The sequence below is a fragment of the Streptomyces sp. NPDC047971 genome (genome assembly GCF_040653355.1).
Taxonomy (GTDB): domain Bacteria; phylum Actinomycetota; class Actinomycetes; order Streptomycetales; family Streptomycetaceae; genus Streptomyces.
On the sequence record NZ_JBEZNW010000011.1, the window covers coordinates 14,309 to 36,872 of the forward strand.

Genomic DNA, 22,564 nt, shown 5'->3' on the forward strand with positions numbered 1-22,564 from the left:
GCGCCGCACGGGGGAGCGGCGCGGGCCCTGGTAGCCGTAGCCCATGCCGCTCACACCCCGAAACCGCTCCCCACGCGCGCGTTGGCTGCGTTCCGCCGTCCTGGTCGCCGCCTCGGCCGGGCTCGTCGCCGCCGCCCTCCCGGCACCCACGCCGCTCGGGATCGGAGACCCGCTCTTCCCCCACCTCGGCAACCCGGGCTACGACGTCCTCGCGTACGACATCGGCCTCACCTACCGGGGCACCAACACCGAGCCTCTCGCGGCGGTGACCCGGATCGACGCCGTCGCCACCGCCGACATGGAGCGGATCAACCTCGACTTCACGCACGGCAAGGTCGCCTCGGTCACGGTCGACGGCGCGGCGGCCGACTTCGTGACGAGCGGCGAGGACCTGGTGATCACCCCCGCCCGGCCGGCGCGGGAGGGCGACCCGCTGACCATCGCCGTCACCCACACCAGCGATCCCAGCGGCCCCGCCGACACCGGCGGCTGGGTGCGTACCGGCGACGGTCTCGCCATGGCCAACCAGGCCGACGCCGCCCACCGGGTCTTCCCGTCCAACGACCACCCCGCCGACAAGGCGTACTTCACCTTCCGGATCACCACCCCCAGCACCCTGACAGCCGTCGCCAACGGCCTCGCCGCCGACAGGACCACCGACGGCTCCACCACCACCTGGACCTACCGCACCACGCACCCCATGGCCACGGAGCTCGCGCAGGTCTCCATCGGCCGCACCACCGTCGTCGAACGGACCGGGCCGCACGGAATCCCCCTGCGCGACGTGGTGCGCACCGTCGACCGCGAGCTCATGGAGCCCTGGCTGAAGCGCACCCCGGGGCACATCGAGTGGATGGAGCGGCAGGTCGGGCCGTATCCGTTCGAGACGTACGGACTCCTGGTGGCCGACGCCGAGACCGGGTTCGAGCTGGAGACCCAGACCCTGTCCCTCTTCGAGAGAAGGCTCTTCACCGAGCCCGCGTACCCGGAGTGGTACGTCGACTCGATCATGGTCCACGAGCTGGCCCACCACTGGTTCGGCAACAGCGTCTCTCCCCGCACCTGGTCCGACCTGTGGCTCAACGAAGGGCACGCGAGCTGGTACGAGGCGCTGTACGCCGAGGAGACCGCCAAGCAGTCCCTGGAGCGGCGCATGAAGGCCGCCTACGGGGCCTCCGACGCCTGGCGCGCCGACGGCGGACCGCCCGCCGCCCCCGAGCCGCCCACGCCCGGACAGAAGATCAGCCTCTTCCGGCCCGTCGTCTACGACGGCAGCGCCCTGGTCCTCTACGCCCTGCGCCAGGAGATCGGCAAGGACGCCTTCCAGAGCCTGGAGCGACGCTGGGTGAGCGAGCACGCGGACTCCACCGCCACCACCGCCGACTTCACGGCGCTCGCCTCCGAGGTCGCGGGGCGTGACCTCACGTCCTTCTTCGCCGGCTGGCTGTACGCGGAGAAGACCCCGCCGATGCCCGGGCACCCGGACTGGCGCTCGGGCCCGGCCGGAGGCGCCCGCGGCTCGGTGAAACCCGGGTGACGGGCCACCGCCGACCGTGACACCATCGTCAGGTCGACGACGCGGCCGGCCCGGGAATTCTTCGGCGCCGTCACACGTTGTGATCGACGCAACCACTTTCCATCGACGTAAGGATCCAATGACCTCCTCTTCATCCCCTTCCCAGGACGAGCAGAGCTTCGCGGAGACCAGCCGCACCGAGAGCCTTCGGGCCGATGCCCTGATGGAAGAGGACGTCGCCTGGAGCCACGAGATCGACGGAGAGCGGGACGGCGATCAGTTCGACCGCTCCGAGCGCGCGGCCCTGCGGCGCGTGGCGGGCCTCTCCACCGAACTCGAGGACGTCACCGAGGTCGAGTACCGGCAGCTGCGCCTGGAGCGCGTCGTGCTGGTCGGCGTATGGACCTCGGGGACCGTCCAGGACGCGGAGAACTCCCTGGCCGAGCTCGCGGCCCTCGCCGAGACGGCGGGCGCCCTCGTGCTCGACGGCGTGATCCAGCGCCGTGACAAGCCGGACCCGGCCACCTTCATCGGTTCCGGCAAGGCCCGTGAGCTGCGGGACATCGTGCTCGAGTCCGGTGCCGACACCGTCGTCTGCGACGGCGAGCTCAGCCCCGGCCAGCTCATCGCCCTCGAAGACGTCGTCAAGGTGAAGGTGGTCGACCGGACCGCCCTCATCCTCGACATCTTCGCCCAGCACGCCAAGTCCCGAGAGGGCAAGGCGCAGGTCGCGCTCGCGCAGATGCAGTACATGCTGCCGCGACTGCGAGGCTGGGGTCAGTCGCTCTCCCGTCAGATGGGTGGCGGCGGCGGTGGCGGCATGGCCACCCGTGGTCCCGGTGAGACCAAGATCGAGACCGACCGGCGTCGGATCCGCGAGAAGATGGCGAAGATGCGCCGGGAGATCGCGGAGATGAAGACCGGCCGTGACATCAAGCGGCAGGAGCGCCGCCGTCACAAGATCCCGTCGGTCGCCATCGCCGGATACACCAACGCGGGCAAGTCCTCGCTGCTCAACCGGCTGACGGGTGCGGGCGTGCTGGTGGAGAACGCGCTGTTCGCCACCCTCGACCCGACCGTGCGCCGGGCCGAGACGCCCAGCGGCCGTGTCTACACCCTGGCCGACACCGTCGGCTTCGTCCGGCATCTGCCGCACCACCTGGTCGAGGCGTTCCGCTCCACGATGGAGGAGGTCGGCGACTCCGACCTGATCCTGCACGTGGTCGACGGCTCGCACCCGGCTCCGGAGGAGCAGCTCGCGGCGGTACGCGAGGTGTTCCGCGACGTCGGCGCGGTGAACGTGCCGGAGGTCGTGGTCGTCAACAAGGCGGACGCGGCCGACCCGCTCGTGCTGCAGCGGCTGATGCGGGCCGAGCGCCACGCGATCGCGGTCTCCGCCCGTACGGGCGAGGGCATCGAGGAGCTGCTCGCGCTCATCGACGCCGAACTGCCGCGGCCGCAGGTCGAGATCGAGGCACTCGTGCCGTACACGGAAGGCGGTCTCGTCTCCCGGGTGCACGCCGAGGGTGAGCTGCTCTCCGAGGAGCACACCGCGGAGGGCACGCTGCTCAAGGCGCGTGTGCACGAGGAGCTGGCGGCGTTCCTGACGCCGTACGTACCGGCCGCCCACTGACCGGTCCGCTCGTATCGCGGAAGGCCCCGCCCCCGATGAGGGGGCGGGGCCTTCCTGATGCGTACGCCGTCGTGCGCCGACGTGGGTGTCGGCGCCGTCGGGTCAGCGGGCGAACTTCTTGCTCACCATCTCGTGCGCGTCCTTCGCACCGCGGCCGAGCAGCGGTCCGGCCAGCCAGCCGTTGCCGCCGGCCGGGCCGATGGAGGTGTTCGACACCAGCGCGGTCGTCCCGTTGGGCAGCGCGCGGAACCAGCCGCCGCCGGACGAGCCGCCGGTCATCGTGCAGCCGATGCGGTACATCGTCGGAGTGGCGGGGGCCGTGGTGACCCGGGTGGCCCGGTCCAGGCACTTGTGCATGATCAGACCGTTGTACGGCGGCGCCGCCGGGTAGCCCCAGGCCCCGACCGTCCCGGCCTGCGCGGGCGTGGGCGCCGAGAAGTCGATCGGCAGCGCGGCGCCGACGGTCTCCTCCAGGGACTTCTTCCCACGGGCCGGCTGCACGTGCAGAACGGCGTAGTCGTACGGCCACGCGGCCTGCGACCCGCCGCGCTGGATCCACTCGCCCGAGGTCACGGCCCAGTCGGCCCAGTACTGGCCGTACGGCGCCTCCTCGTGCGGCTGGGCGTTGCGCAGCGCCGCCGGGGACTTGCCGAGGTCGTTGTAGGCGGGGACGAAGGTGATGTTGCGGTACCAGCCGCCTCGCTGCCCGGCGTGGACGCAGTGGCCGGCGGTCCACACCATGTTGGACTTCCCGGGCCGGCGCGGGTCCTTCACGATCGTGCCGGAGCAGACCATGTGGCCCTGGGGCGAGTCGAAGAAGATCTTGCCGACGGGCGCCGCGTTGCGGTGGTACGGCGTCTTCTCCCGCTGGGCCTGGACGGGGCGCGGCGTGGGGTCGCTGCCCCCGGAGCCCGCGGTCGTGGCCAGCGTCTGGTCCGGGCTCTTCGCGGACTGCATCCGCTGGGAGTCCCAGAGCCCCTCGATCACCGGGTTGACGAAGTCCTCGGCCTCACGGAGCCAGGTGTCCTTGTTCCAGTTCTTCCACTCGCCGTTCTTCCACTTGTCCGGGTCGACGCCGTGCTTCTTCAGCTTGTCGGCGAGATCCTGGGGAAGAGCGACGTCGCCGCCTCCGGTGTCAGGAGCGCTCGTCTGCGCCGAGGGCTTGTCGGCCGCCGGTGTCTCGGTCGGGCCGCAGGCGGTGGCGGTCAGCGCGAGCGCCGAGGCCAGCGCGGCGAAGGCCGGTATGAGTCGTGTGGAACGCATGTATGGAGATCCCCCAGTTGATGTTTCCCGCGTCCTGGCGCCGCGACGGACCGAAGACCACGGTCCGGTTGCCATGAACGCGTCACTTGCAGGTGCACAGTATGCCCGCAGGAAAGGGGCGGGACCTCGCTGGGCCCCGCCCCTCTCACCGTCTAGCGGCCGGCGTACTTCTTGCTGACCTCGTCGTAGATGCCCTTGGCCTCGGCGCCCAGGCGCGGCCCGGCCAGCCAGCCCGCCGTCACCGGGCCGATCGAGGTGTTGGACACCAGCGCCGGCTTGCCGTCCTGCCCCGCGGCGACCCAGCCGCCGCCCGACGAACCGCCGGTCATCGTGCAGCCGATGCGGTACATCGTCGGCTGCTCGGCCTTCACCGACAGACGGCCCGGCTTGTCCTGGCACTGGAACATCTTCTGGCCGTCGTACGGCGGGCCCGCCGGGTAACCGGTCGCCGTCATACCCGCGATCTTCGACACCGCGGGAGCGTTGAACTCCACCGGCAGCGCCGAACCGACCGTCTCCTCCAGCGACTTGCCCGTGCTGCCCTTCTCCGGCGTCACGTGGATCACCGCGAAGTCGTACGGAGCACCCTGACCGCCCGTCGCGGCACCCTGGGAGATCCACTGCTCGGACGTCTGCGCCCAGTCGCCCCACCACACGCCGTACGGCGCGACCTGCTCACGCGTGGCGTTCTCCAGCTTCGAGGTCGCCAGGGCCTTGTCGTTGTACGACGGCACGAAGGCGATGTTGCGGTACCAGCCGCCCTTCTTGCCCGCGTGCACACAGTGACCCGCCGTCCAGACCATGTTGGACTTGCCGGGGTTGGCCGGGTCCTTCACGACCGTGGCCGAGCAGACCATCGAACCCTGAGGCCCGTCGAAGAACACCTTGCCCGCCTCAGGGGCGTTGGAGTGGTACGGCGCTTGCACGCCCTTCGCCCTGACCGGCGCCGGGGTCGGGTCCGTCACACCCTTGTCACCCGAGATGTCCTCCTCCTCGACCGGCTTGTCGGGCCGCTGGGCGTCCCGCATCCGGTCCGGGTCCCAGAGGTCCTCGATGATCGGGTTGACGTAGTCCTTCGCCTCACGCAGCCACTTGTCGCGGTCCCAGTTCTTCCACTCGCCGTTCCTCCACTTGTCCAGATCGATCCCGTGCTCCTTGAGCCGGTCCTTGAGGTCGTCCGGAATCGTGATCTTGTCGCCGGTGGACGGGGTCGCCGAAGCGCTGGGCTTGTCTCCCGCGTTCTCCTCGGTCGGGCCGCAGGCCGTCGCCGTCAGCGTCAGTGCCGCGACGGCGGCCGCCGCGGCCAGCAGCGGACGAATCGATCGCATCTCGTGATCCCCCTGGGACTACGTCAACTTGTGCATGAGTGAACTGTGGTGGCGCCATGACCGGCGCCGATGTGCGCCCCCACTATGCCGGTGCCCGGTGGGACGGCGCGCGGCAGGTCCGTGGTTCCGGCATCCGTACGGCCGTTGCCGGGTCGTGATCCGCACCGCTCCAAGGATCTTGCGATTTCCCCGTGATCCTTGGCAGTCCTCGTCGTTGGTACGTACGGGGGACACATGCGACGCGTTCGAAGCCGCCGTTCGCGCGGCGGAGCAACGTACCGATGTGCAACGCAACTGTTACAGCGGGAGGACACCGAGCCGTGGCCGTGACCGAACCAGCTCCGGCCGTACCGGCCGCCGCGCAGGCACACCAGCGGGAGCGGAGAGCGGGTGAAGGGGGCGCGATCGAGGGCATCCTCCGCCGCCAGTCGCTGCGCGAATCGGCGGCGCGCACCTACGCGCGCTCACTGCCGATCGTTCCCGTGCGGGCCCGGGGCCTGACCATCGAGGGTGCGGACGGCCGACGCTATCTGGACTGCCTCTCCGGCGCGGGGACCCTGGCCCTCGGACACAACCACCCGGTGGTGCTCGAAGCGATCAAGAAGGTCCTCGACTCCGGCGCCCCCCTCCACGTCCTCGACCTCGCGACTCCGGTCAAGGACGCCTTCACCACCGAGCTGTTCGCCACGCTGCCGGCCGGACTCGCCCGCGACGCGCGCATCCAGTTCTGCGGACCCGCGGGCACGGACGCGGTCGAGGCGGCCCTCAAGCTCGTCCGCACGGCCACCGGCCGCCGCGGACTGCTCAGCTTCACCGGCGCGTACCACGGCATGACCGCCGGTGCGCTCGACGCCTCCGGGGGAGCCACGGACGTACGGGTCACCCGGCTGCCCTACCCGCAGAACTACCGCTGTCCCTTCGGGGTCGGCGGCGAACGCGGGGCCGAACTCGCCGCGCGCTGGACGGAGAACATCCTCGACGACCCCAAGAGCGGGGTCCCCGCACCCGCCGCCATGATCCTCGAACCGGTCCAGGGCGAGGGCGGTGTCATCCCCGCCCCCGACGCCTGGCTGCGCCGGATGCGGGAGATCACCGCGGTCCGCTCCATCCCGCTCATCGCCGACGAGGTCCAGACGGGCGTCGGACGCACCGGCGCCTTCTGGGCCGTGGAGCACAGCGGCATCGTGCCCGACGTCATGGTCCTCTCCAAAGCCATCGGCGGCTCCCTCCCGCTCGCGGTCATCGTCTACAGGTCGGAGCTCGACGCCTGGGAACCCGGCGCCCACGCGGGCACGTTCCGAGGCAACCAGCTCGCCATGGCGGCCGGCGCCGCCACCCTCGCCTACGTACGCGAGAACCGGCTCGCCGACCGCGCGGCCACCCTCGGCGCCCGGATGCTCGGACGGCTCCAAGGGCTGGCCGCCGCCCACCCCAGCATCGGCGACGTACGCGGTCGGGGGCTGATGATCGGCGTCGAGCTGGTGGACCCGGAGGCCACCGACCCGGGCGACACCGGTGCCCCCGTCCCACCCGCCGATCCCGCCCTCGCCACCGCCGTCCAGCGCGCCTGCCTCGACCGCGGTCTCATCGTCGAACTCGGCGGCCGGCACTCGGGCGTCGTACGGCTCCTCCCCCCACTCACCCTCACCGACGAACAGGCCGAGGCCGTCCTCGACCGCTTCGCGGACGCCCTCGCCGCCGCCGAACGCACCCACCGCCCAGGGTCCCCCGCCCACGGCACGCGTCTCCTCACCGACCCCGGACCGACCGGACCGTCCCACTGATCCCGGACCGAACCCGGACCCCCTCACAAGGAAGCCTCCCGTGAACGCCAGCCCCGCATCCGAAGCCTCCGACACCGGCAGCGCCGCACGCGGCGCTCTCGCCGTCGAACAGGCCACCGTCCCCCGGCAGCACACCGGCCCGTTCGACCCCCTGCCCACCCCCGCCCCGCAGGCGTCCGTCACGACCGGCCCGACTGAGGACGGTACGGCGACCCGGGAGGACCACCTCGACGACCCGGACGCCCAGCGCGCCGCCGACGCCGCGACCATCGAGAACCTGCTGCGCTGCTGGGTACGCGAGAAGAACCTCCCGGCCCCCGAGTCCACGACCCTCCGCATTCCCCTCGACGCCAGCGGCACCGCCCTCCTCGTCCCCGTCCTCTACTGGTCGCCGACGGGATGGCACCGCTTCGGACCACCCGCCCTCGAAGGGCTGCACCCCACCGCACCCCCCGCCGACGCTGTCACCGTCGCCGCCCTCATCAGCAGGGAGACGGGCCGCCCCGAGGGAACCGAACTCGTCGGCCGTGTCGCCGACTCGACCCGCCGCACCGCCGAGTTCATCGCCGAGCGACGCCGCCACCCGGAGCCCGGCCCCGAAGCCGACCTCTTCCTCACCGCCGAACAGTCCCTGCTGCTCGGCCACCCGCTCCACCCCACCCCCAAGAGCCGCGAAGGGCTCTCCGAGGCCGAGGCCCGGGCCTACTCACCCGAACTCCACGGCTCCTTCCCGCTGCACTGGATGGCTGTCGACCCCAAGGTCCTCGCCGCCGACTCCGCCTGGACCGAACAGGGCCGCCCGGTCACCGCCCCTCAGCTCGCCGCCGGACTCGCCGACGGTCTCGAACTGCCCAGCGGGACAGTGCCGTTGCCCCTGCACCCCTGGCAGGCGCGCGAGCTTCCGCACCGCCCCGCAGTCGCCGCCCTCCTCGACGCCGGCCTCCTCCACGACCTCGGCTCCCACGGGCCCGTCTGGCACCCCACCTCCTCCGTCCGCACCGTGCACAGGCCCGGCGCCCGGACGATGCTCAAGCTCTCCCTCGGCGTACGCATCACCAACTCCCGTCGTGAGAACCTCCGCAAAGAACTCCACCGCGGAGTGGAGGTCCACCGGCTGCTGCGCACCGGGCTCGTCGACCAGTGGCAGGCATCCCACCCCGGCTTCGACATCGTCCGAGACCCCGCCTGGCTCGCGGTCGACTCACTGGCCGGGGAGCCGGTCCCCGGACTCGACGTCATGGTCCGCCACAACCCCTTCACCGCCGGGGACGACGCCGTCTGCATCGCCGCCCTGACCGCGCCGCGCCCCTGGCCGGGCACCACGCGGATGCGCTCCCGCCTCTCCGACATCGTCGGCCGACTCGCCGCCCGTACGGGCCGCCCCACCACCGCGGTCGCCGCGGAGTGGTTCTTGCGCTACCTCGACCAGGTCGTCCGCCCGGTGCTCTGGCTCGACGGGCACGCGGGCGTCGCCCTCGAAGCCCACCAGCAGAACACCCTGGTGCTCCTCGACCCCGACGGCTGGCCCATCGGCGGCCGCTACCGCGACAACCAGGGCTACTACTTCCGCGAGTCCCACCGCGACGAGCTGGAGAACCGACTCCCCGGCATCGGCGCCGCGAGCGACACCTTCGTCTCCGACCAGGTCACCGACGAGCGCTTCGCCTACTACCTCGGCATCAACAACGTCCTCGGCCTGATCGGAGCCTTCGGCTCCCAGCGCCTCGCCGACGAACGCGTCCTGCTCGCCGGCTTCCGCCAGTTCCTCGCCTCGGCCACCGGGCTCGGATCACCGCTCCCGCACCGGCTGCTGGAGGCGGCGACCCTGCGCTGCAAGGCCAACCTCCTCACCCGCCTGCACGGACTCGACGAACTCGTCGGACCCGTCGACACCCAGTCCGTCTACGTCGCCATCACCAACCCCCTCCGTTCCTGAGGGCGCACCCCGCCCTCATCCCGACATCCCGACCCCCCACACACACCTCCCAGCCGACAGCCCACGAACCGACCGAACAGCCGAGAGGAGCACCCGCCATGACCCCCACCGATGCCGGCACCGATTCGGGCACCGACTCCGGAGCCGGATCCCGACCGCTGACCGACACGGGCGGTGAGGACACGTTGGACCTGCACCTCACGGACGAACTCGTCGCCCTGCTCGCCACCGCCGACGGCACGGCGAGCACCTTCGGCGACCTCCTGGACGACGTCGCCACCTGGGGCCCGGCCGCCACCCCGGCCGGCCCCTTCCACCTCGTGCCCGTGCGGATCGAACGGGACCTGGCGCTCATCGCCCGATGGATGAACGACCCCGCCGTGGCCGCCTTCTGGGAGCTCGCCGGTCCGGAAGAGGTGACCGCGTCCCACATCCGCGCCCAACTCGACGGCGACGGCCGCAGCGTGCCCTGTCTCGGCGTCCTCGACGAGACCCCGATGAGCTACTTCGAGATCTACCGCGCCGACCTCGACCCGCTCGCCCGGCACTATCCCGCCCGGCCCCACGACACCGGCATCCACCTTCTCCTCGGCAGCGTCACCGACCGCGGCCGCGGAATCGGCACCACGCTGCTGCGAGCAGTCGCCGATCTCGTACTCGACCACCGGCCCCGCTGCACCCGCGTCATCGCGGAACCCGACCTTCGCAACACCCCTTCCGTCTCGGCCTTCCTGAGCGCCGGCTTCCGCCTCTCGGCAGAAGTCGACCTCCCCGACAAACGAGCCGCGCTCATGGTCCGTGACCGCGCCCATCGTCACGTCCTGTGAACGCCTCCCTGCCTTACATACACCGCTCGACCCACAGCGGTTCCCACCCAGAGGAGTCCCCGTGCCGTCGTCCCCTGCCACCCATGACTCCGCACCGCTCACACCCCCCGAGCTGACCGCCGCGGCCTGGACCAGGGCCGCCGCGCGTCTGCTCGCCAAGACCATCGGTGAGTTCGCGTACGAGGAGATCGTCGAGCCCGTCCCCGTCGAGCCCGTCCCCACCGAGCCGGCCACCGACACCCCCGGCGACGCCGACCGCTACCTCCTGCGGCTCGACAGCGGCTCGGCACTCACCTTCACGGCACGCCGGGGCGCCTACGGAAGCTGGCGGGTCGCCCCCGACTCCGTCGCCCTCGACGGGCAGCCGTTCACCGACCCCCTCGACTTCCTCGTCCGGGCCCGCGGGCTCCTCCGCCTCGACGGCGCCACTCTCGGCCACCTCATCCGCGAACTCACCACCACCCTCGCCGCCGACGCCCACCTCGACCGGACGGCGCTTTCGGCCGACCGGCTGGCCGATCTCGGATACGCCGAACTCGAAGGCCACCAGACCGGGCACCCCTGGCTGGTCCTCAACAAGGGCCGGATCGGCTTCTCCGCGACCGACGCGGCCCGCTGGGCGCCCGAGGCCCGCCGCGCGAGCCGGCTGCCCTGGATCGCCGTGAGCACGGACCTCGCCGCCTACCGCGGTGTCCCCGGCCTCGACACCCCTGACCGTCTCTACGCCGCCGAACTCGACGACGACACCCGCGAGACCTTCCACCGGACGCTGCGGACCCGAGGGCTCGACCCCGCGAGGTATCTGCTTCTCCCCGTCCACCCCTGGCAGTGGGACGAGATCGTCCTCCCGCTCTACGCCCCCGCCGTGGCCTCCGGAGCCATCGTGCCGCTGCCCGCCGACGGGGACCTGCGACTGCCGCAGCAGTCCATCCGCACGTTCCTCAACACGAGCAGGCCCGACAGGCACACCGTCAAGCTCCCGCTGTCGGTCCTCAACACCCTCGTCTGGCGCGGTCTCCCCACCGAGCGCACCCTCGCCGCCCCCGCGGTCACCTCATGGGTCCACGGTCTGCGTGACGGCGACCCGTTCCTGCGCGACGAGTGCGGGGTGATCCTGCTCGGGGAGGTCGCCTCCGTCACCGTCGAGCACCCCCTGTACGACCGGCTGCCCGAGGTCCCGTACCAGTACAAGGAACTCCTCGGCGCGATCTGGCGCGAACCGCTCAGGCTCCCGCCCGGTGAGCGCGCCCGCACGCTGGCCTCCCTGCTCCACACCGATCCGGACGGCCGGGCGTTCGTCGCCGAACTCGTCGAGCGCTCCGGGCTCGCCCCGAGGGCCTGGCTCCAGCGCCTCTTCGCGGCCATGCTGCCGCCGCTGCTGCACTTCCTCTACCAGTACGGCACCGTGTTCTCCCCGCACGGCGAGAACGCCATCGTCGTCTACGACGACCGGGACGTCCCCGTACGCCTGGCGATCAAGGACTTCGTCGACGACGTGAACGTCAGCGCCCGGCCGCTGCCCGAGCACGACGCGATGCCGGACGACGTCCGGGCCGTCCTGCTCACCGAGGAGCCCGACTTCCTCACCCAGTTCATCCATTCAGGGCTCTTCGTCGGCGTCTTCCGCTATCTGGCCCCCTTGTGCGAGGAACAACTCGCCGTACCGGAGAGAGACTTCTGGGCGCTCCTGCGCGCGGAGATCCTGCGTCATCAAGCCCGCTTCCCCGAGCTGAAGGAACGGTTCGAGCTCTTCGATCTCCTCACGCCCCGGATCGAGCGGCTCTGTCTCAACCGCAACCGTCTGCACCTGGACGGCTACCGCGACCGCCCCGAGCGGCCCCACGCCGCCGTCCACGGGACGGTCCCGAATCCGCTCGCGTGATCCGACTGTCAGTGCCGCGCCGTAGGCTGGACGCGCTATGACGAAGCCATCCCTCCCCGACCTCCTCCACGCCGCGGTCGCCGCCGTCGGCGGTGTGGAGCGCCCCGGCCAGGTCACCATGGCCGAAGCGGTGGCCGAGGCCATCGACGACAGCTCCCACCTCCTCGTCCAGGCCGGCACCGGCACCGGAAAGTCCCTCGGCTATCTGGTGCCGGCGCTGGCGCACGGCGAGCGCGTCGTGGTGGCCACGGCCACCCTCGCGCTCCAGCGCCAGCTGGTCGAGCGCGACCTTCCGCGGACGGTCGACGCACTGCACCCGCAGCTGCGTCGCCGCCCGGAGTTCGCCATGCTCAAGGGGCGGTCGAACTATCTCTGTCTGCACCGCCTCCACGAGGGCGTGCCGCAGGAAGAGGAGGACGGCCTCTTCGATCCCTTCGAGGCCGCGGCTCCCACGAGCAAGCTGGGTCAGGACCTGCTGCGGCTGCGCGACTGGTCGGACGAGACGGAGACCGGGGACCGGGACGATCTGACACCGGGCGTCTCGGACCGCGCCTGGGCGCAGGTGTCGGTCTCCTCCCGGGAGTGCCTGGGCGCCAGCAAGTGCGCGTACGGCGCGGAGTGCTTCGCGGAGGCGGCCCGCGAGCGCGCCAAGCTCGCCGAGGTCGTCGTCACCAACCACGCCCTGCTGGCCATCGACGCCATCGAGGGCGCTCCGGTGCTGCCCCAGCACGAGGTCCTGATCGTCGACGAGGCCCACGAGCTCGTCTCCCGGGTCACCGGCGTCGCCACCGGCGAGCTCACGCCGGGGCAGGTCAACCGGGCGGTCCGCCGCGCCGCGAAGCTGGTCGACGAGAAGGTCGCCGACCAGCTCCAGACCGCGGCCGAGGGCTTCGAGCGGCTGATGGAGCTGGCGCTGCCGGGTCGCCTGGAGGAGATTCCGGAAGACCTGGCGTACGCGCTGATGGCGCTGCGCGACGCCGCTCGCGCTGTCATCACGGCGCTCGGTTCGACGCGTGACAAGTCCGTCCAGGACGAGGACGCCGTCCGCAAGCAGGCGATGGCGTCCGTGGAGACGGTGCACGGCGTCGCCGAGCGGATCACGCAGGGCTCCGAGTACGACGTGGTCTGGTACGAGCGCCACGACCGCTTCGGTGCCTCCCTGCGGGTCGCGCCGCTCTCCGTCTCCGGGCTGCTGCGCGAGAAGCTGTTCGCGGACCGGTCCGTGGTGCTCACCTCGGCCACGCTCAAGCTCGGCGGCGACTTCAACGGCGTGGGCGCGTCCTTGGGGCTGGCCCCCGAGGGCACCCAGGGCGATGACATCCCGGTGTGGAAGGGCGTCGACGTCGGCTCGCCCTTCGACTACCCCAAGCAGGGCATCCTCTACGTCGCCAAGCACCTGTCCCGCCCGGCGCGGGACGGTGATCGCGGAGACATGCTCGACGAGCTGACGGAGCTGATGCAGGCCGCCGGCGGCCGCACGCTCGGACTCTTCTCCTCGATGCGGGCGGCCCAGCTGGCGGCGGAGGAGCTGCGCTCCCGCATCCCCGAGTTCCCGATCCTGCTCCAGGGCGAGGACACGCTCGGCGAGCTGATCAAGAACTTCTCGGCCGAGCCGCAGACCTGTCTCTTCGGCACGCTCTCGCTCTGGCAGGGCGTGGACGTGCCGGGCGCCAGCTGTCAGCTGGTCGTGATGGACAAGATTCCCTTCCCCCGCCCGGACGACCCGCTGATGAGCGCCCGCCAGAAGGCGGTGGAGGAGGCCGGGGGCAATGGCTTCATGGCCGTCGCGGCGACACACGCGGCGCTGCTGATGGCCCAGGGCGCCGGACGTCTCGTGCGTGCCACCGGGGACCGTGGCGTCGTCGCCGTCCTCGATCCGCGGCTCGCCACCGCCCGGTACGGCAGCTATCTGAAGGCTTCGCTGCCCGACTTCTGGTACACCACGGACCGCAATCAGGTGCGCAAGTCGCTGGCGGCGATCGACGCGGCGTCCAAGGCGGCCGGGGTCTGAGAGAGCCGACAGGGCCCCGCCGTATCGGCGGGGCCCCTGAGGGACACAGCAGGGCCCCGGGACCGGCGCAGTGGGTCCCGGGGCCCGGTCGGAGCCGGCGTGGTGGTGTCACACCCGCCGCAGTACCGCGACGACCTTGCCGAGGATGGTGGCCTCGTCACCCGGGATCGGCTGGTATGCCGCGTTGTGCGGCAGCAGCCAGACATGGCCGTCCTCGCGCTTGAAGCGCTTGACGGTGGCCTCGCCGTCGAGCATGGCCGCCACGATGTCGCCGTTCTCCGCGACCGGCTGACGGCGGACGGTGACCCAGTCGCCGTCACAGATCGCGGCCTCGATCATCGAGTCGCCGACGACCTTCAGGACGAAGAGCTCACCGTCGCCGACCAGCTGCCGGGGGAGCGGGAAGACGTCCTCGACGGACTCCTCCGCGAGGATCGGGCCACCGGCGGCGATCCGGCCGACGAGCGGCACGTACGACGCGGCGGGCTTGCCGGTCGTGTCCGTGGGCTGGGTGCTGGGCTGGTCGGAGCCGCGCACCTCGTACGCCCGGGGCCGGTGCGGGTCCCGGCGCAGGAAGCCCTTGCGCTCCAGGGCCATCAGCTGATGGGCCACGGAGGAGGTGCTGGAGAGGCCGACCGCCTGGCCGATCTCGCGCATCGACGGCGGGTAGCCGCGGCGCTGGACCGAGTCCCGGATGACCTCGATGACCCTCCGCTGGCGATCCGTGAGGCCGGAGCTGTCCGCCCTGATGCCTGGAGGTCGCCCGGGCAGCGAGCGCGTGGGCCGGCCTGGCTCCCCGTCCCCGTTCATGGCTGTGTCATTCATGGCATGCACCGGCTCGAGTCGGCCCTGGGAGCGGTCCTGGGCAGTGATGGTGGCACTGTCTGCGGTCGTGGTCACGTCGGCGGCCCCTCTCGAATGGTCTCCCTGGCTGGCACAACGGTAGTGGCTTTCGAAAGGTTGCGCCAAACACACGTTCGAGTGAAAAATCGCAGATTGCCTTACGTGTATCCGCGGGTGGGTGTATACGCAGACCCCGGTTGCGGTGGCAATTCGGTCATTACGGTAGCGTTCCTCGCCGGACCGCCTGGAGGTGGGGTGCCTTCCCAGTCTGGCACTCGCGGGGCCGGAATCGGTGGCGACGCGCGCCTCCCGTACTCTCGTGGCCGGTCGCGGGCGGGCCCGAGCGCGACACGCGGTAAGTGCCGGAAAAGCGACCCAACCCCAGATCTAGTGGTTGCATGGCATCAGCCACCTACAAGTTGTGGTCCCCCGTCTGTCGGCGGTGCCCGCATCGCCTATGCTGGGGGTCGCTTCGAGGGGCCTTGACGGGCCCGGCGAGGCTATTCAGTCGTGCCGTGAGGGAGGGTCGGAACCATGCATTGCCCCTTCTGCAGGCACCCCGACAGCCGTGTCGTCGACAGTCGCACCACCGACGACGGGACGTCGATCCGACGCCGCCGCCAGTGCCCCGACTGCTCCCGTCGTTTCACGACGGTGGAGACCGCGTCGCTGATGGTCATCAAGCGGTCCGGCGTGACGGAACCCTTCAGTCGTACCAAGGTCATCTCCGGCGTCCGCAAGGCATGCCAGGGGCGACCCGTCACCGAGGACGCCCTCGCCAAGCTCGGCCAGCGGGTCGAGGAGGCGGTGCGCGCCACCGGGAGCGCCGAGCTGACCACCCACGACGTGGGTCTGGCCATCCTCGGCCCCTTGCAGGAGCTCGACCTCGTCGCGTACCTGCGCTTCGCATCCGTTTACAAGGCTTTCGACAGCCTCGAAGACTTCGAGGCCGCCATCGCGGAACTCCGTGAGGGGCGGCCTCCCGCAGTGGACGGCGGGACCGGAGTGACCCCCGAGGTCCCCGTTCCCGCCACCGCCGCCGACTGACCGGCGGGCCGGACCGGGGGTCCGGCCGAGGTCGGCCGCTCGCGGCCGAAGAGACGTGTCACGGGTGCCGGAGCGGTGCCCATGACAACAGACAAGAAGACTGTGCCCTGGGACTATCTGGGCACTTAAAGGTGTTTTGCCCGTATATGGGAGGCGGCATGACAGAGACGGCGAGCGGTCCGGCGCGAGGTTCCCGAGCCAAGGGAGCCAAGGCGAGCAAGGGCCTGCGTATCGAGCGCATCCACACCACCCCGGGCGTGCATCCGTACGACGAGGTGGTCTGGGAGCGTCGTGACGTCGTCATGACCAACTGGCGTGACGGCTCGGTCAACTTCGAGCAGCGTGGCGTCGAGTTCCCCGACTTCTGGTCGGTGAACGCGGTCAACATCGTCACCAGCAAGTACTTCCGCGGGGCCGTCGGCACCCCGCAGCGCGAGACCGGTCTCAAGCAGCTCATCGACCGGATCGTGAAGACGTACACCAAGGCCGGCGAGGAGTACGGCTACTTCGCCTCGCCCGCCGACGCCGAGATCTTCGAGCACGAGCTGGCGTACGCCCTCCTGCACCAGATCTTCAGCTTCAACTCCCCGGTGTGGTTCAACGTCGGCACGCCGCAGCCCCAGCAGGTCTCCGCCTGCTTCATCCTGTCCGTCGACGACTCCATGGAGTCGATCCTCGACTGGTACAAGGAAGAGGGCATGATCTTCAAGGGCGGCTCCGGAGCCGGCCTGAACCTCTCCCGGATCCGCTCCTCCAAGGAGCTGCTCTCCTCCGGCGGCAACGCCTCCGGCCCGGTCTCCTTCATGCGCGGCGCCGACGCGTCCGCAGGAACGATCAAGTCGGGTGGCGCCACCCGCCGCGCGGCCAAGATGGTCATCCTCGACGTCGACCACCCCGACATCGAGGACTTCATCCAGACCAAGGTCAAGGAAGAGGAGAAGATCCGCGCCCTGCGCGACGCGGGCTTCGACATGGACCTGGGCGGCGACGACATCACGTCCGTCCAGTACCAGAACGCCAACAACTCGGTCCGCGTGAACGACACGTTCATGAAGGCGGTCGAGGAGGGCGGCAAGTTCGGCCTCACGTCCCGCATGACCGGCGAGGTCATCGAGGAGGTCGACGCCAAGTCGCTGTTCCGCAAGATGGCCGAGGCCGCCTGGGCCTGCGCCGACCCGGGCATCCAGTACGACGACACGATCAACCACTGGCACACCTGCCCCGAGTCCGGCCGCATCAACGGCTCGAACCCGTGCAGCGAGTACATGCACCTGGACAACACGTCCTGCAACCTCGCCTCCCTGAACCTGATGAAGTTCCTCAAGGACGACGGCAAGGGCAACCAGTCGTTCGACTCCGAGCGCTTCGCCAAGGTCGTCGAGCTGGTCATCACCGCGATGGACATCTCCATCTGCTTCGCGGACTTCCCGACGCAGAAGATCGGTGAGAACACCCGCGCCTTCCGTCAGCTGGGCATCGGTTACGCCAACCTGGGCGCTCTCCTGATGGCCACCGGCCACGCGTACGACTCCGACGGCGGCCGCGCCCTGGCGGGTGCCATCACCTCGCTGATGACCGGCACCTCGTACAAGCGCTCCGCCGAGCTCGCCGCGGTCGTCGGCCCGTACGACGGCTACGCCCGGAACGCCGAGCCGCACCAGCGCGTCATGAAGCAGCACGCCGACGCCAACACCGCGGCCGTCCGCATGGACGACCTCGACTCGCCGATCTGGGCCGCCGCCACGGAGGCCTGGCAGGACGTGATCCGCCTCGGCGCCAAGAACGGCTTCCGCAACGCCCAGGCCTCGGTCATCGCCCCGACCGGCACCATCGGCCTCGCGATGTCCTGCGACACCACCGGCCTCGAGCCCGACCTCGCCCTGGTCAAGTTCAAGAAGCTGGTCGGCGGCGGCTCGATGCAGATCGTCAACGGCACCGTGCCGCAGGCCCTGCGCCGCCTGGGTTACCAGGAGGAGCAGATCGAGGCGATCGTCGCCCACATCGCCGAGCACGGCAACGTGATCGACGCCCCCGGCCTGAAGACCGAGCACTACGAGGTCTTCGACTGCGCCATGGGCGAGCGTTCCATCTCCGCGATGGGTCACGTCCGCATGATGGCCGCCATCCAGCCGTGGATCTCCGGCGCTCTCTCCAAGACCGTGAACCTGCCGGAGACGGCCACGGTCGAGGACGTCGAGGAGGTCTACTTCGAGGCATGGAAGATGGGCGTCAAGGCGCTCGCCATCTACCGCGACAACTGCAAGGTCGGCCAGCCCCTCTCCGCCAAGAAGAAGGAGGCGGAGAAGGCCGAGGTCACCGCCAAGTCCGAGGCGACGATCCGCGAGGCCGTCGAGAAGGTCGTCGAGTACCGCCCGGTCCGCAAGCGCCTCCCCAAGGGCCGTCCGGGGATCACCACCTCCTTCACCGTCGGTGGCGCCGAGGGTTACATGACCGCCAACTCCTACCCGGACGACGGTCTCGGCGAGGTCTTCCTGAAGATGTCCAAGCAGGGTTCGACCCTCGCCGGAATGATGGACGCCTTCTCCATCGCCGTCTCCGTCGGTCTGCAGTACGGCGTCCCGCTGGAGACGTACGTCTCGAAGTTCACCAACATGCGCTTCGAGCCGGCCGGTATGACGGACGACCCGGACGTGCGGATGGCGCAGTCGATCGTCGACTACATCTTCCGCCGCCTGGCGCTGGACTTCCTGCCCTTCGAGACCCGCTCGGCGCTCGGCATCCACTCGGCCGAGGAGCGTCAGCGCCACCTGGAGACCGGCTCCTACGAGCCGGCCGAGGACGAGGTGGACGTCGAGGGCCTGGCCCAGTCCGCCCCGCGCCAGACGGAGACCCTGAAGGCCGTGGCCCCGGCCGCCAAGGCTGAGGTCCCGGCGCCCAAGCAGGCGCACACCTCGGCCGAGCTCGTCGAGATGCAGCTGGGCATCAGCGCGGACGCCCCGCTCTGCTTCTCCTGCGGTACGAAGATGCAGCGGGCCGGCTCCTGCTACATCTGCGAGGGCTGCGGCTCGACCAGCGGCTGCAGCTGACACCTGTCCGAGTCCGTGTCTCAGGCATCGTCCGACACGGACTCGGGCACGTAGCTGAACGGCTCACGAAGGGGACCGACCAGAGGTCGGTCCCCTTCGTCGTGCGCGATGGCGCGTCGGACGCGGGCGGGCGTGCCCGTTGCGAGTTCGGGGTGTCGTGGAGACGGCCGTCGTGGCATGCTCCTTGCCATGATCAAGAGAGACGAGTCGTCCGTCCGCCGATGAGCGAGACGACCGGGACGCGACTGCCCGGATCACCGACCACGCTGTTCGACCACGCGCTCCTGCTGCATCGGGCGGCTCCCGAGCAGCCGCTTCACCGAGGGGGAAGGCCCTACCCCGACGACGCCTCGCATCGTCGTCGCGACGGACCGGAGGCGCCTGCGGACCGGCGCGCCGTCGGCACGGACGTGGCACGCATCCTCGACGCGCACTTCGCGCGAGACGCCGGGGTCCCCGGCGAGCTGGCCGACGTCTTCCACGACATCTACATCCCGATCCATCCCAACGAACACATCGCCGCCGCGGCTGAGCGGGCGGACGGAGAACGGGTGCGCCGAACCGGCCGCCGGCTGGTCCGGCACGGGACCGACCGATGCTCGGTCACCGTCGGGCTGGCCCTGCTCGCGGCCGTGGGAACAGCCGACGACGTCCCGTTGATCCGGACGATCGGGCTGCTTTCGGACGACTTCGGGCCATTGGCCGCGCACGCCCTCGAGAGGCTGCCGGGAGGCGTCGAGGCCCTGCTCTGGCTCGCCGAGCGGGTCACGGGCTGGGGGCGGGTCTACGTCGTCGAAGCGCTCTGCAGGCTCGACGACCCGGTGGCCCGGCCGTGGCTGCTGCGCAGGGCCTGCGACGGCGACTGCCTCAACGGATACTTCGCCGGCAGGGTCGCCATGGCCGCGCGGCTGCATGAGGCGCTCGCCGTCCCCGACCCCGACAGCGCGCTGGTCGACCACGCCGGCCGGCTCCTCCATACGATGGGCGTCGCCGGGGGAATGGGGCACACCCTCGCCCACTATCCCGAGGCGGGAGCGGTCCTCGAAGCACATGCTCGTCATGTGGGTACGCTCAACCCCACCATCGGCCGGTACTTCACGATCGCGCTGCTCACTCAGCACCTGACGACGGAGTCCCCCAGGGCCGCGGGATGTACCGCGGCGCAGCAGGAAGCGCTCCGCGCGACGTATCTCGGCATCCTCGACCGGGACGAGTGGACCCGGACGGCACGTGCCGGTTCCGCGGCGGATGACGACCGGATGCGGTGGCTCGCCGACCACAGGGCGCCGCAGCTGAGGCTGCGGGCGTTCCCCGACAGGGAGCCGGACGCCGAGTGACGGCGCTCGCCCTGAGCGAGTGATCTCTGCCGACGCCCGCTGAACGGCGATCGGCGAAGGGGGCCGGTCCGTGGCCGGCCCCCTTCGCCGGTCACCCGCGCCGGGGCCGGAAGGCTCAGGACTGGCGCGCGCCCATCCGCGCCGCGAAGGTCTGCGGATCCGTGTCGAACCCACGGCGGATCGACCGGTACGACCAGCCCTCCGCACCGTCCCGGTTGAACTCCACGACCGTCACGGCCGTCGCCGACGCGACGTCCTCGAAGCCGTGCGAGACGAGGTCCGTGTAGCCCTCGCGGACCCGTACGCCGGTGTTGGCGATGTCGCCGAAGGTCAGCCGGCCGCCGCCCTGCTGTATGGCCACGCCCACCACCACGCGCGCGTACCGGGGCGCGAGCCGGTTCAGCTCCAGGGTCATGGCCTCGTCGTACCCGAAGCCCTGCCCCGTACGGCTGTCCCGGTTGAGCGTGATCGTGCCGTCGGGGGAGCGGCTGTCGAAGTGCACCAGATAGGCGGGCGCGCCGTAGAGGTCGTCCGCCGTGTACACCCCGGCGATGATGTCCAGGTCGTGCGCCGAGGCGCCGATCGGACTCGGATCCCACTTGAGCGTCACCTCGACCTTGCCGACCCCCTTGTTGAGTCCGCTCACCGTGAATCCCCTTTCCGTGTACGACTTTCGTCGCCGGTCGGACCAACTGCCCGTGGTCGCGGGCAGGTTGTTCATGGTGTCATGCGCGGTCGGTGAGGGCGTCGGGTGTCCGGGGGTGGGGCGCACCGGTGGCGGCGCACTCCTGCGTACTCTGACGGGGGCCCGGTCCCGCCCCGTACGATGGCGCGGTGCTGGTCAAGTGGATTCGCTGCACCGTGGTGGACCGTCGGGGGTTCGAGCGGGGGCAGCGGAAATGGGCGGGGCTGCTCGGTGAACCGGGATTCCGGGGACAGGGCGGTGGATGGAGCCGTGCGCGGCCGGATGTCGCCCATGTCTTCGCTTTCTGGGAGAGTCGCGCGTTCTACGACTCCTTCATGGCGCGTTCGCACGACCGTCTCGCTGCGGCGCAGTCGGGCACGTACAGGAACGCCCAGATCAAGCTCTTCGACCACCGCTTCGACGTGAAGACGGGATTCGAGCCCAAGTTCGCCGACGCCGATGTGGCGAGGGTGGCGCACTGCCGTGTCCACGAGGACAGGGTCGACCACTTCGCGCTCATGCAGGAGAAGGTGTGGAATCCGGCGATGGCCGGATCCCCCGGGATGCTGCGCGGCGTCTTCGGTGAGGCGCCGGGGAACGAGTTCGTGGTGCTGTCGATGTGGCGGTCCGCCGCCGAGCACGGCAAGTACCGGGTCGAGCGCGTCGAACGGCTCGGGCTGCGGGCCCAGACGGAGGCCGACGTGGCGGCGCTCAGCGGTGACGTGGTGCAGCTCGAGCCGTCCTGGACGGTCTGATCACTCTCCGGCGGTCGGCTTCCGGCCGCCGGTTTCGGTTCGCGTGACGAACGCGCCCGCGGTGACCGCCGCGAGCGTGGCCCGGGCCGCCTGGTCCGCCGTGGCGGTGTCGACCGTTTCGCGCGTGACGAAGAGGCGCAGGAACAGGGGTGCGGAGACGGCGCGGACGACCGCTGCGGCGTCCGTGCCCGCGGGTGCCTCGCCTCGGGCCGACGCCCGCTCCACGACCTCCTCGCAGCGAATGAACCGCTCGGCGTAGAAGGCATGCAGGGCTTCGGCGGCCCGCTCGGACTGGAAGGCGGCGCCGACGAACGCGGTGGGGGCCGCCGCCGCGGCCGGGTCGGCGAAGGAATCGGCCACCTCGCGGGCGAGCGCTCGCAGGTCGCCGTCGAGGCTTCCGGTGTCGGGCGGGGTCCAGTCGTCCTCGCCCGCGAGGTCGAGGGCGTCCGCGAGAAGCCCTTCCATGCTGCCCCAGCGGCGGTACAGCGTCGTCTTGTGCACGCCGGAGTGTTCCGCCACGTACTCGACGGTGAGGGCCGGATAGCCGTGCTCGGTCAGGCCGGTCAGGACCGCGTCGCGCACCGCGGCCCGGGTGCGGGCCGTGCGGCCGCCGGGCCGCCTGCTGCCCGGGGCGGGCGGCTGGTCCCCCTCGATCGGTGCATTCAATTGC

The 22,564-nt window shown here is 70.9% G+C and carries 16 protein-coding genes; 11 read left to right on the forward strand and 5 right to left on the reverse strand.

The genetic code is table 11. The features are described 5' to 3' along the window. Positions 1-43: 43 nt before the first annotated feature. Positions 44-1,537 (forward strand): M1 family metallopeptidase, encoded by a 1,494-nt coding sequence (locus AB0D99_RS13300; protein WP_362359829.1) that lies wholly within the window; start codon positions 44-46, stop codon positions 1,535-1,537. 118 nt (positions 1,538-1,655) lie between these two features. Beyond that, a complete protein-coding gene (hflX, locus tag AB0D99_RS13305) occupies positions 1,656-3,149 on the forward strand; it encodes a GTPase HflX (protein WP_362359832.1) in 1,494 nt (497 codons plus the stop codon). Positions 3,150-3,251: 102 nt separating this feature from the next. Here hflX and AB0D99_RS13310 read toward each other — a convergent pair whose 3' ends face one another. Together AB0D99_RS13310 and AB0D99_RS13315 are read right to left on the reverse strand one after the other, a co-directional pair. Beyond that, the gene (locus tag AB0D99_RS13310; protein ID WP_362359834.1) at positions 3,252-4,412 is read right to left on the reverse strand and encodes a hypothetical protein; all 1,161 of its coding nucleotides are present in this window, start codon (positions 4,410-4,412) and stop codon (positions 3,252-3,254) included. Between the two features lie 152 nt (positions 4,413-4,564). Next, the gene (locus AB0D99_RS13315) at positions 4,565-5,740 is read right to left on the reverse strand and encodes a hypothetical protein (RefSeq protein ID WP_362359836.1); all 1,176 of its coding nucleotides are present in this window, start codon (positions 5,738-5,740) and stop codon (positions 4,565-4,567) included. 320 nt (positions 5,741-6,060) lie between these two features. On the opposite strand from AB0D99_RS13315, the gene AB0D99_RS13320 reads away from it, so the two are divergent. The 5 genes from AB0D99_RS13320 (at position 6,061) to AB0D99_RS13340 (ending at position 14,180) form a co-directional block, all read left to right on the forward strand. Then, entirely contained in the window at positions 6,061-7,524 is a 1,464-nt protein-coding gene (locus AB0D99_RS13320; protein WP_362359838.1) for a diaminobutyrate--2-oxoglutarate transaminase family protein, read from the forward strand. 40 nt (positions 7,525-7,564) lie between these two features. Further along, complete coding sequence (locus AB0D99_RS13325; protein ID WP_362359840.1) at positions 7,565-9,460, forward strand: IucA/IucC family protein; 1,896 nt, start codon at positions 7,565-7,567, stop codon at positions 9,458-9,460. 98 nt (positions 9,461-9,558) lie between these two features. Then, complete coding sequence (locus AB0D99_RS13330; RefSeq protein WP_362359842.1) at positions 9,559-10,287, forward strand: GNAT family N-acetyltransferase; 729 nt, start codon at positions 9,559-9,561, stop codon at positions 10,285-10,287. A gap of 61 nt (positions 10,288-10,348) precedes the next feature. After that, entirely contained in the window at positions 10,349-12,169 is a 1,821-nt protein-coding gene (locus AB0D99_RS13335; protein ID WP_362359844.1) for an IucA/IucC family siderophore biosynthesis protein, read from the forward strand. Between the two features lie 37 nt (positions 12,170-12,206). Then, on the forward strand, positions 12,207-14,180 hold the full coding sequence (locus AB0D99_RS13340; RefSeq protein WP_362359846.1) for an ATP-dependent DNA helicase: 1,974 nt from the start codon (positions 12,207-12,209) through the stop codon (positions 14,178-14,180). A 108-nt stretch (positions 14,181-14,288) separates the two neighbouring features. On the opposite strand, the gene lexA is transcribed toward AB0D99_RS13340, so the two are convergent. Then, positions 14,289-15,080, reverse strand: a complete 792-nt coding sequence (gene lexA / locus AB0D99_RS13345; protein ID WP_362359848.1) for a transcriptional repressor LexA — start codon at positions 15,078-15,080, stop codon at positions 14,289-14,291. Positions 15,081-15,557: 477 nt separating this feature from the next. Here lexA and nrdR point away from each other — a divergent pair, with 477 nt between their 5' ends. The 3 genes from nrdR (at position 15,558) to AB0D99_RS13360 (ending at position 20,454) form a co-directional block, all read left to right on the forward strand. After that, on the forward strand, positions 15,558-16,070 hold the full coding sequence (gene nrdR / locus AB0D99_RS13350) for a transcriptional regulator NrdR (protein ID WP_362359850.1): 513 nt from the start codon (positions 15,558-15,560) through the stop codon (positions 16,068-16,070). 158 nt (positions 16,071-16,228) lie between these two features. Beyond that, positions 16,229-19,117, forward strand: coding sequence for a vitamin B12-dependent ribonucleotide reductase (locus AB0D99_RS13355; protein WP_362359852.1), 2,889 nt, complete (start codon positions 16,229-16,231; stop codon positions 19,115-19,117). Between the two features lie 221 nt (positions 19,118-19,338). Then, positions 19,339-20,454 carry a hypothetical protein gene (locus AB0D99_RS13360; protein ID WP_362359854.1) on the forward strand — a complete coding sequence of 372 codons (1,116 nt, stop codon included), beginning with the start codon at positions 19,339-19,341 and terminating at the stop codon, positions 20,452-20,454. 115 nt (positions 20,455-20,569) lie between these two features. Here the strand turns inward: AB0D99_RS13360 and AB0D99_RS13365 are convergent, their stop codons facing one another. Next, on the reverse strand, positions 20,570-21,100 hold the full coding sequence (locus AB0D99_RS13365) for a TerD family protein (protein WP_362359856.1): 531 nt from the start codon (positions 21,098-21,100) through the stop codon (positions 20,570-20,572). A 188-nt stretch (positions 21,101-21,288) separates the two neighbouring features. Between AB0D99_RS13365 and AB0D99_RS13370 the strand changes: the two genes are divergently transcribed. Next, positions 21,289-21,894, forward strand: coding sequence for a YdbC family protein (locus AB0D99_RS13370; protein ID WP_362359858.1), 606 nt, complete (start codon positions 21,289-21,291; stop codon positions 21,892-21,894). On the opposite strand, the gene AB0D99_RS13375 is transcribed toward AB0D99_RS13370, so the two are convergent. Next, positions 21,895-22,560: a TetR/AcrR family transcriptional regulator gene (locus AB0D99_RS13375; protein ID WP_362359860.1), complete on the reverse strand. Its 666-nt coding sequence runs from the start codon at positions 22,558-22,560 to the stop codon at positions 21,895-21,897. It lies immediately after the preceding gene. Between the last annotated feature and the right edge of the window lie 4 nt (positions 22,561-22,564).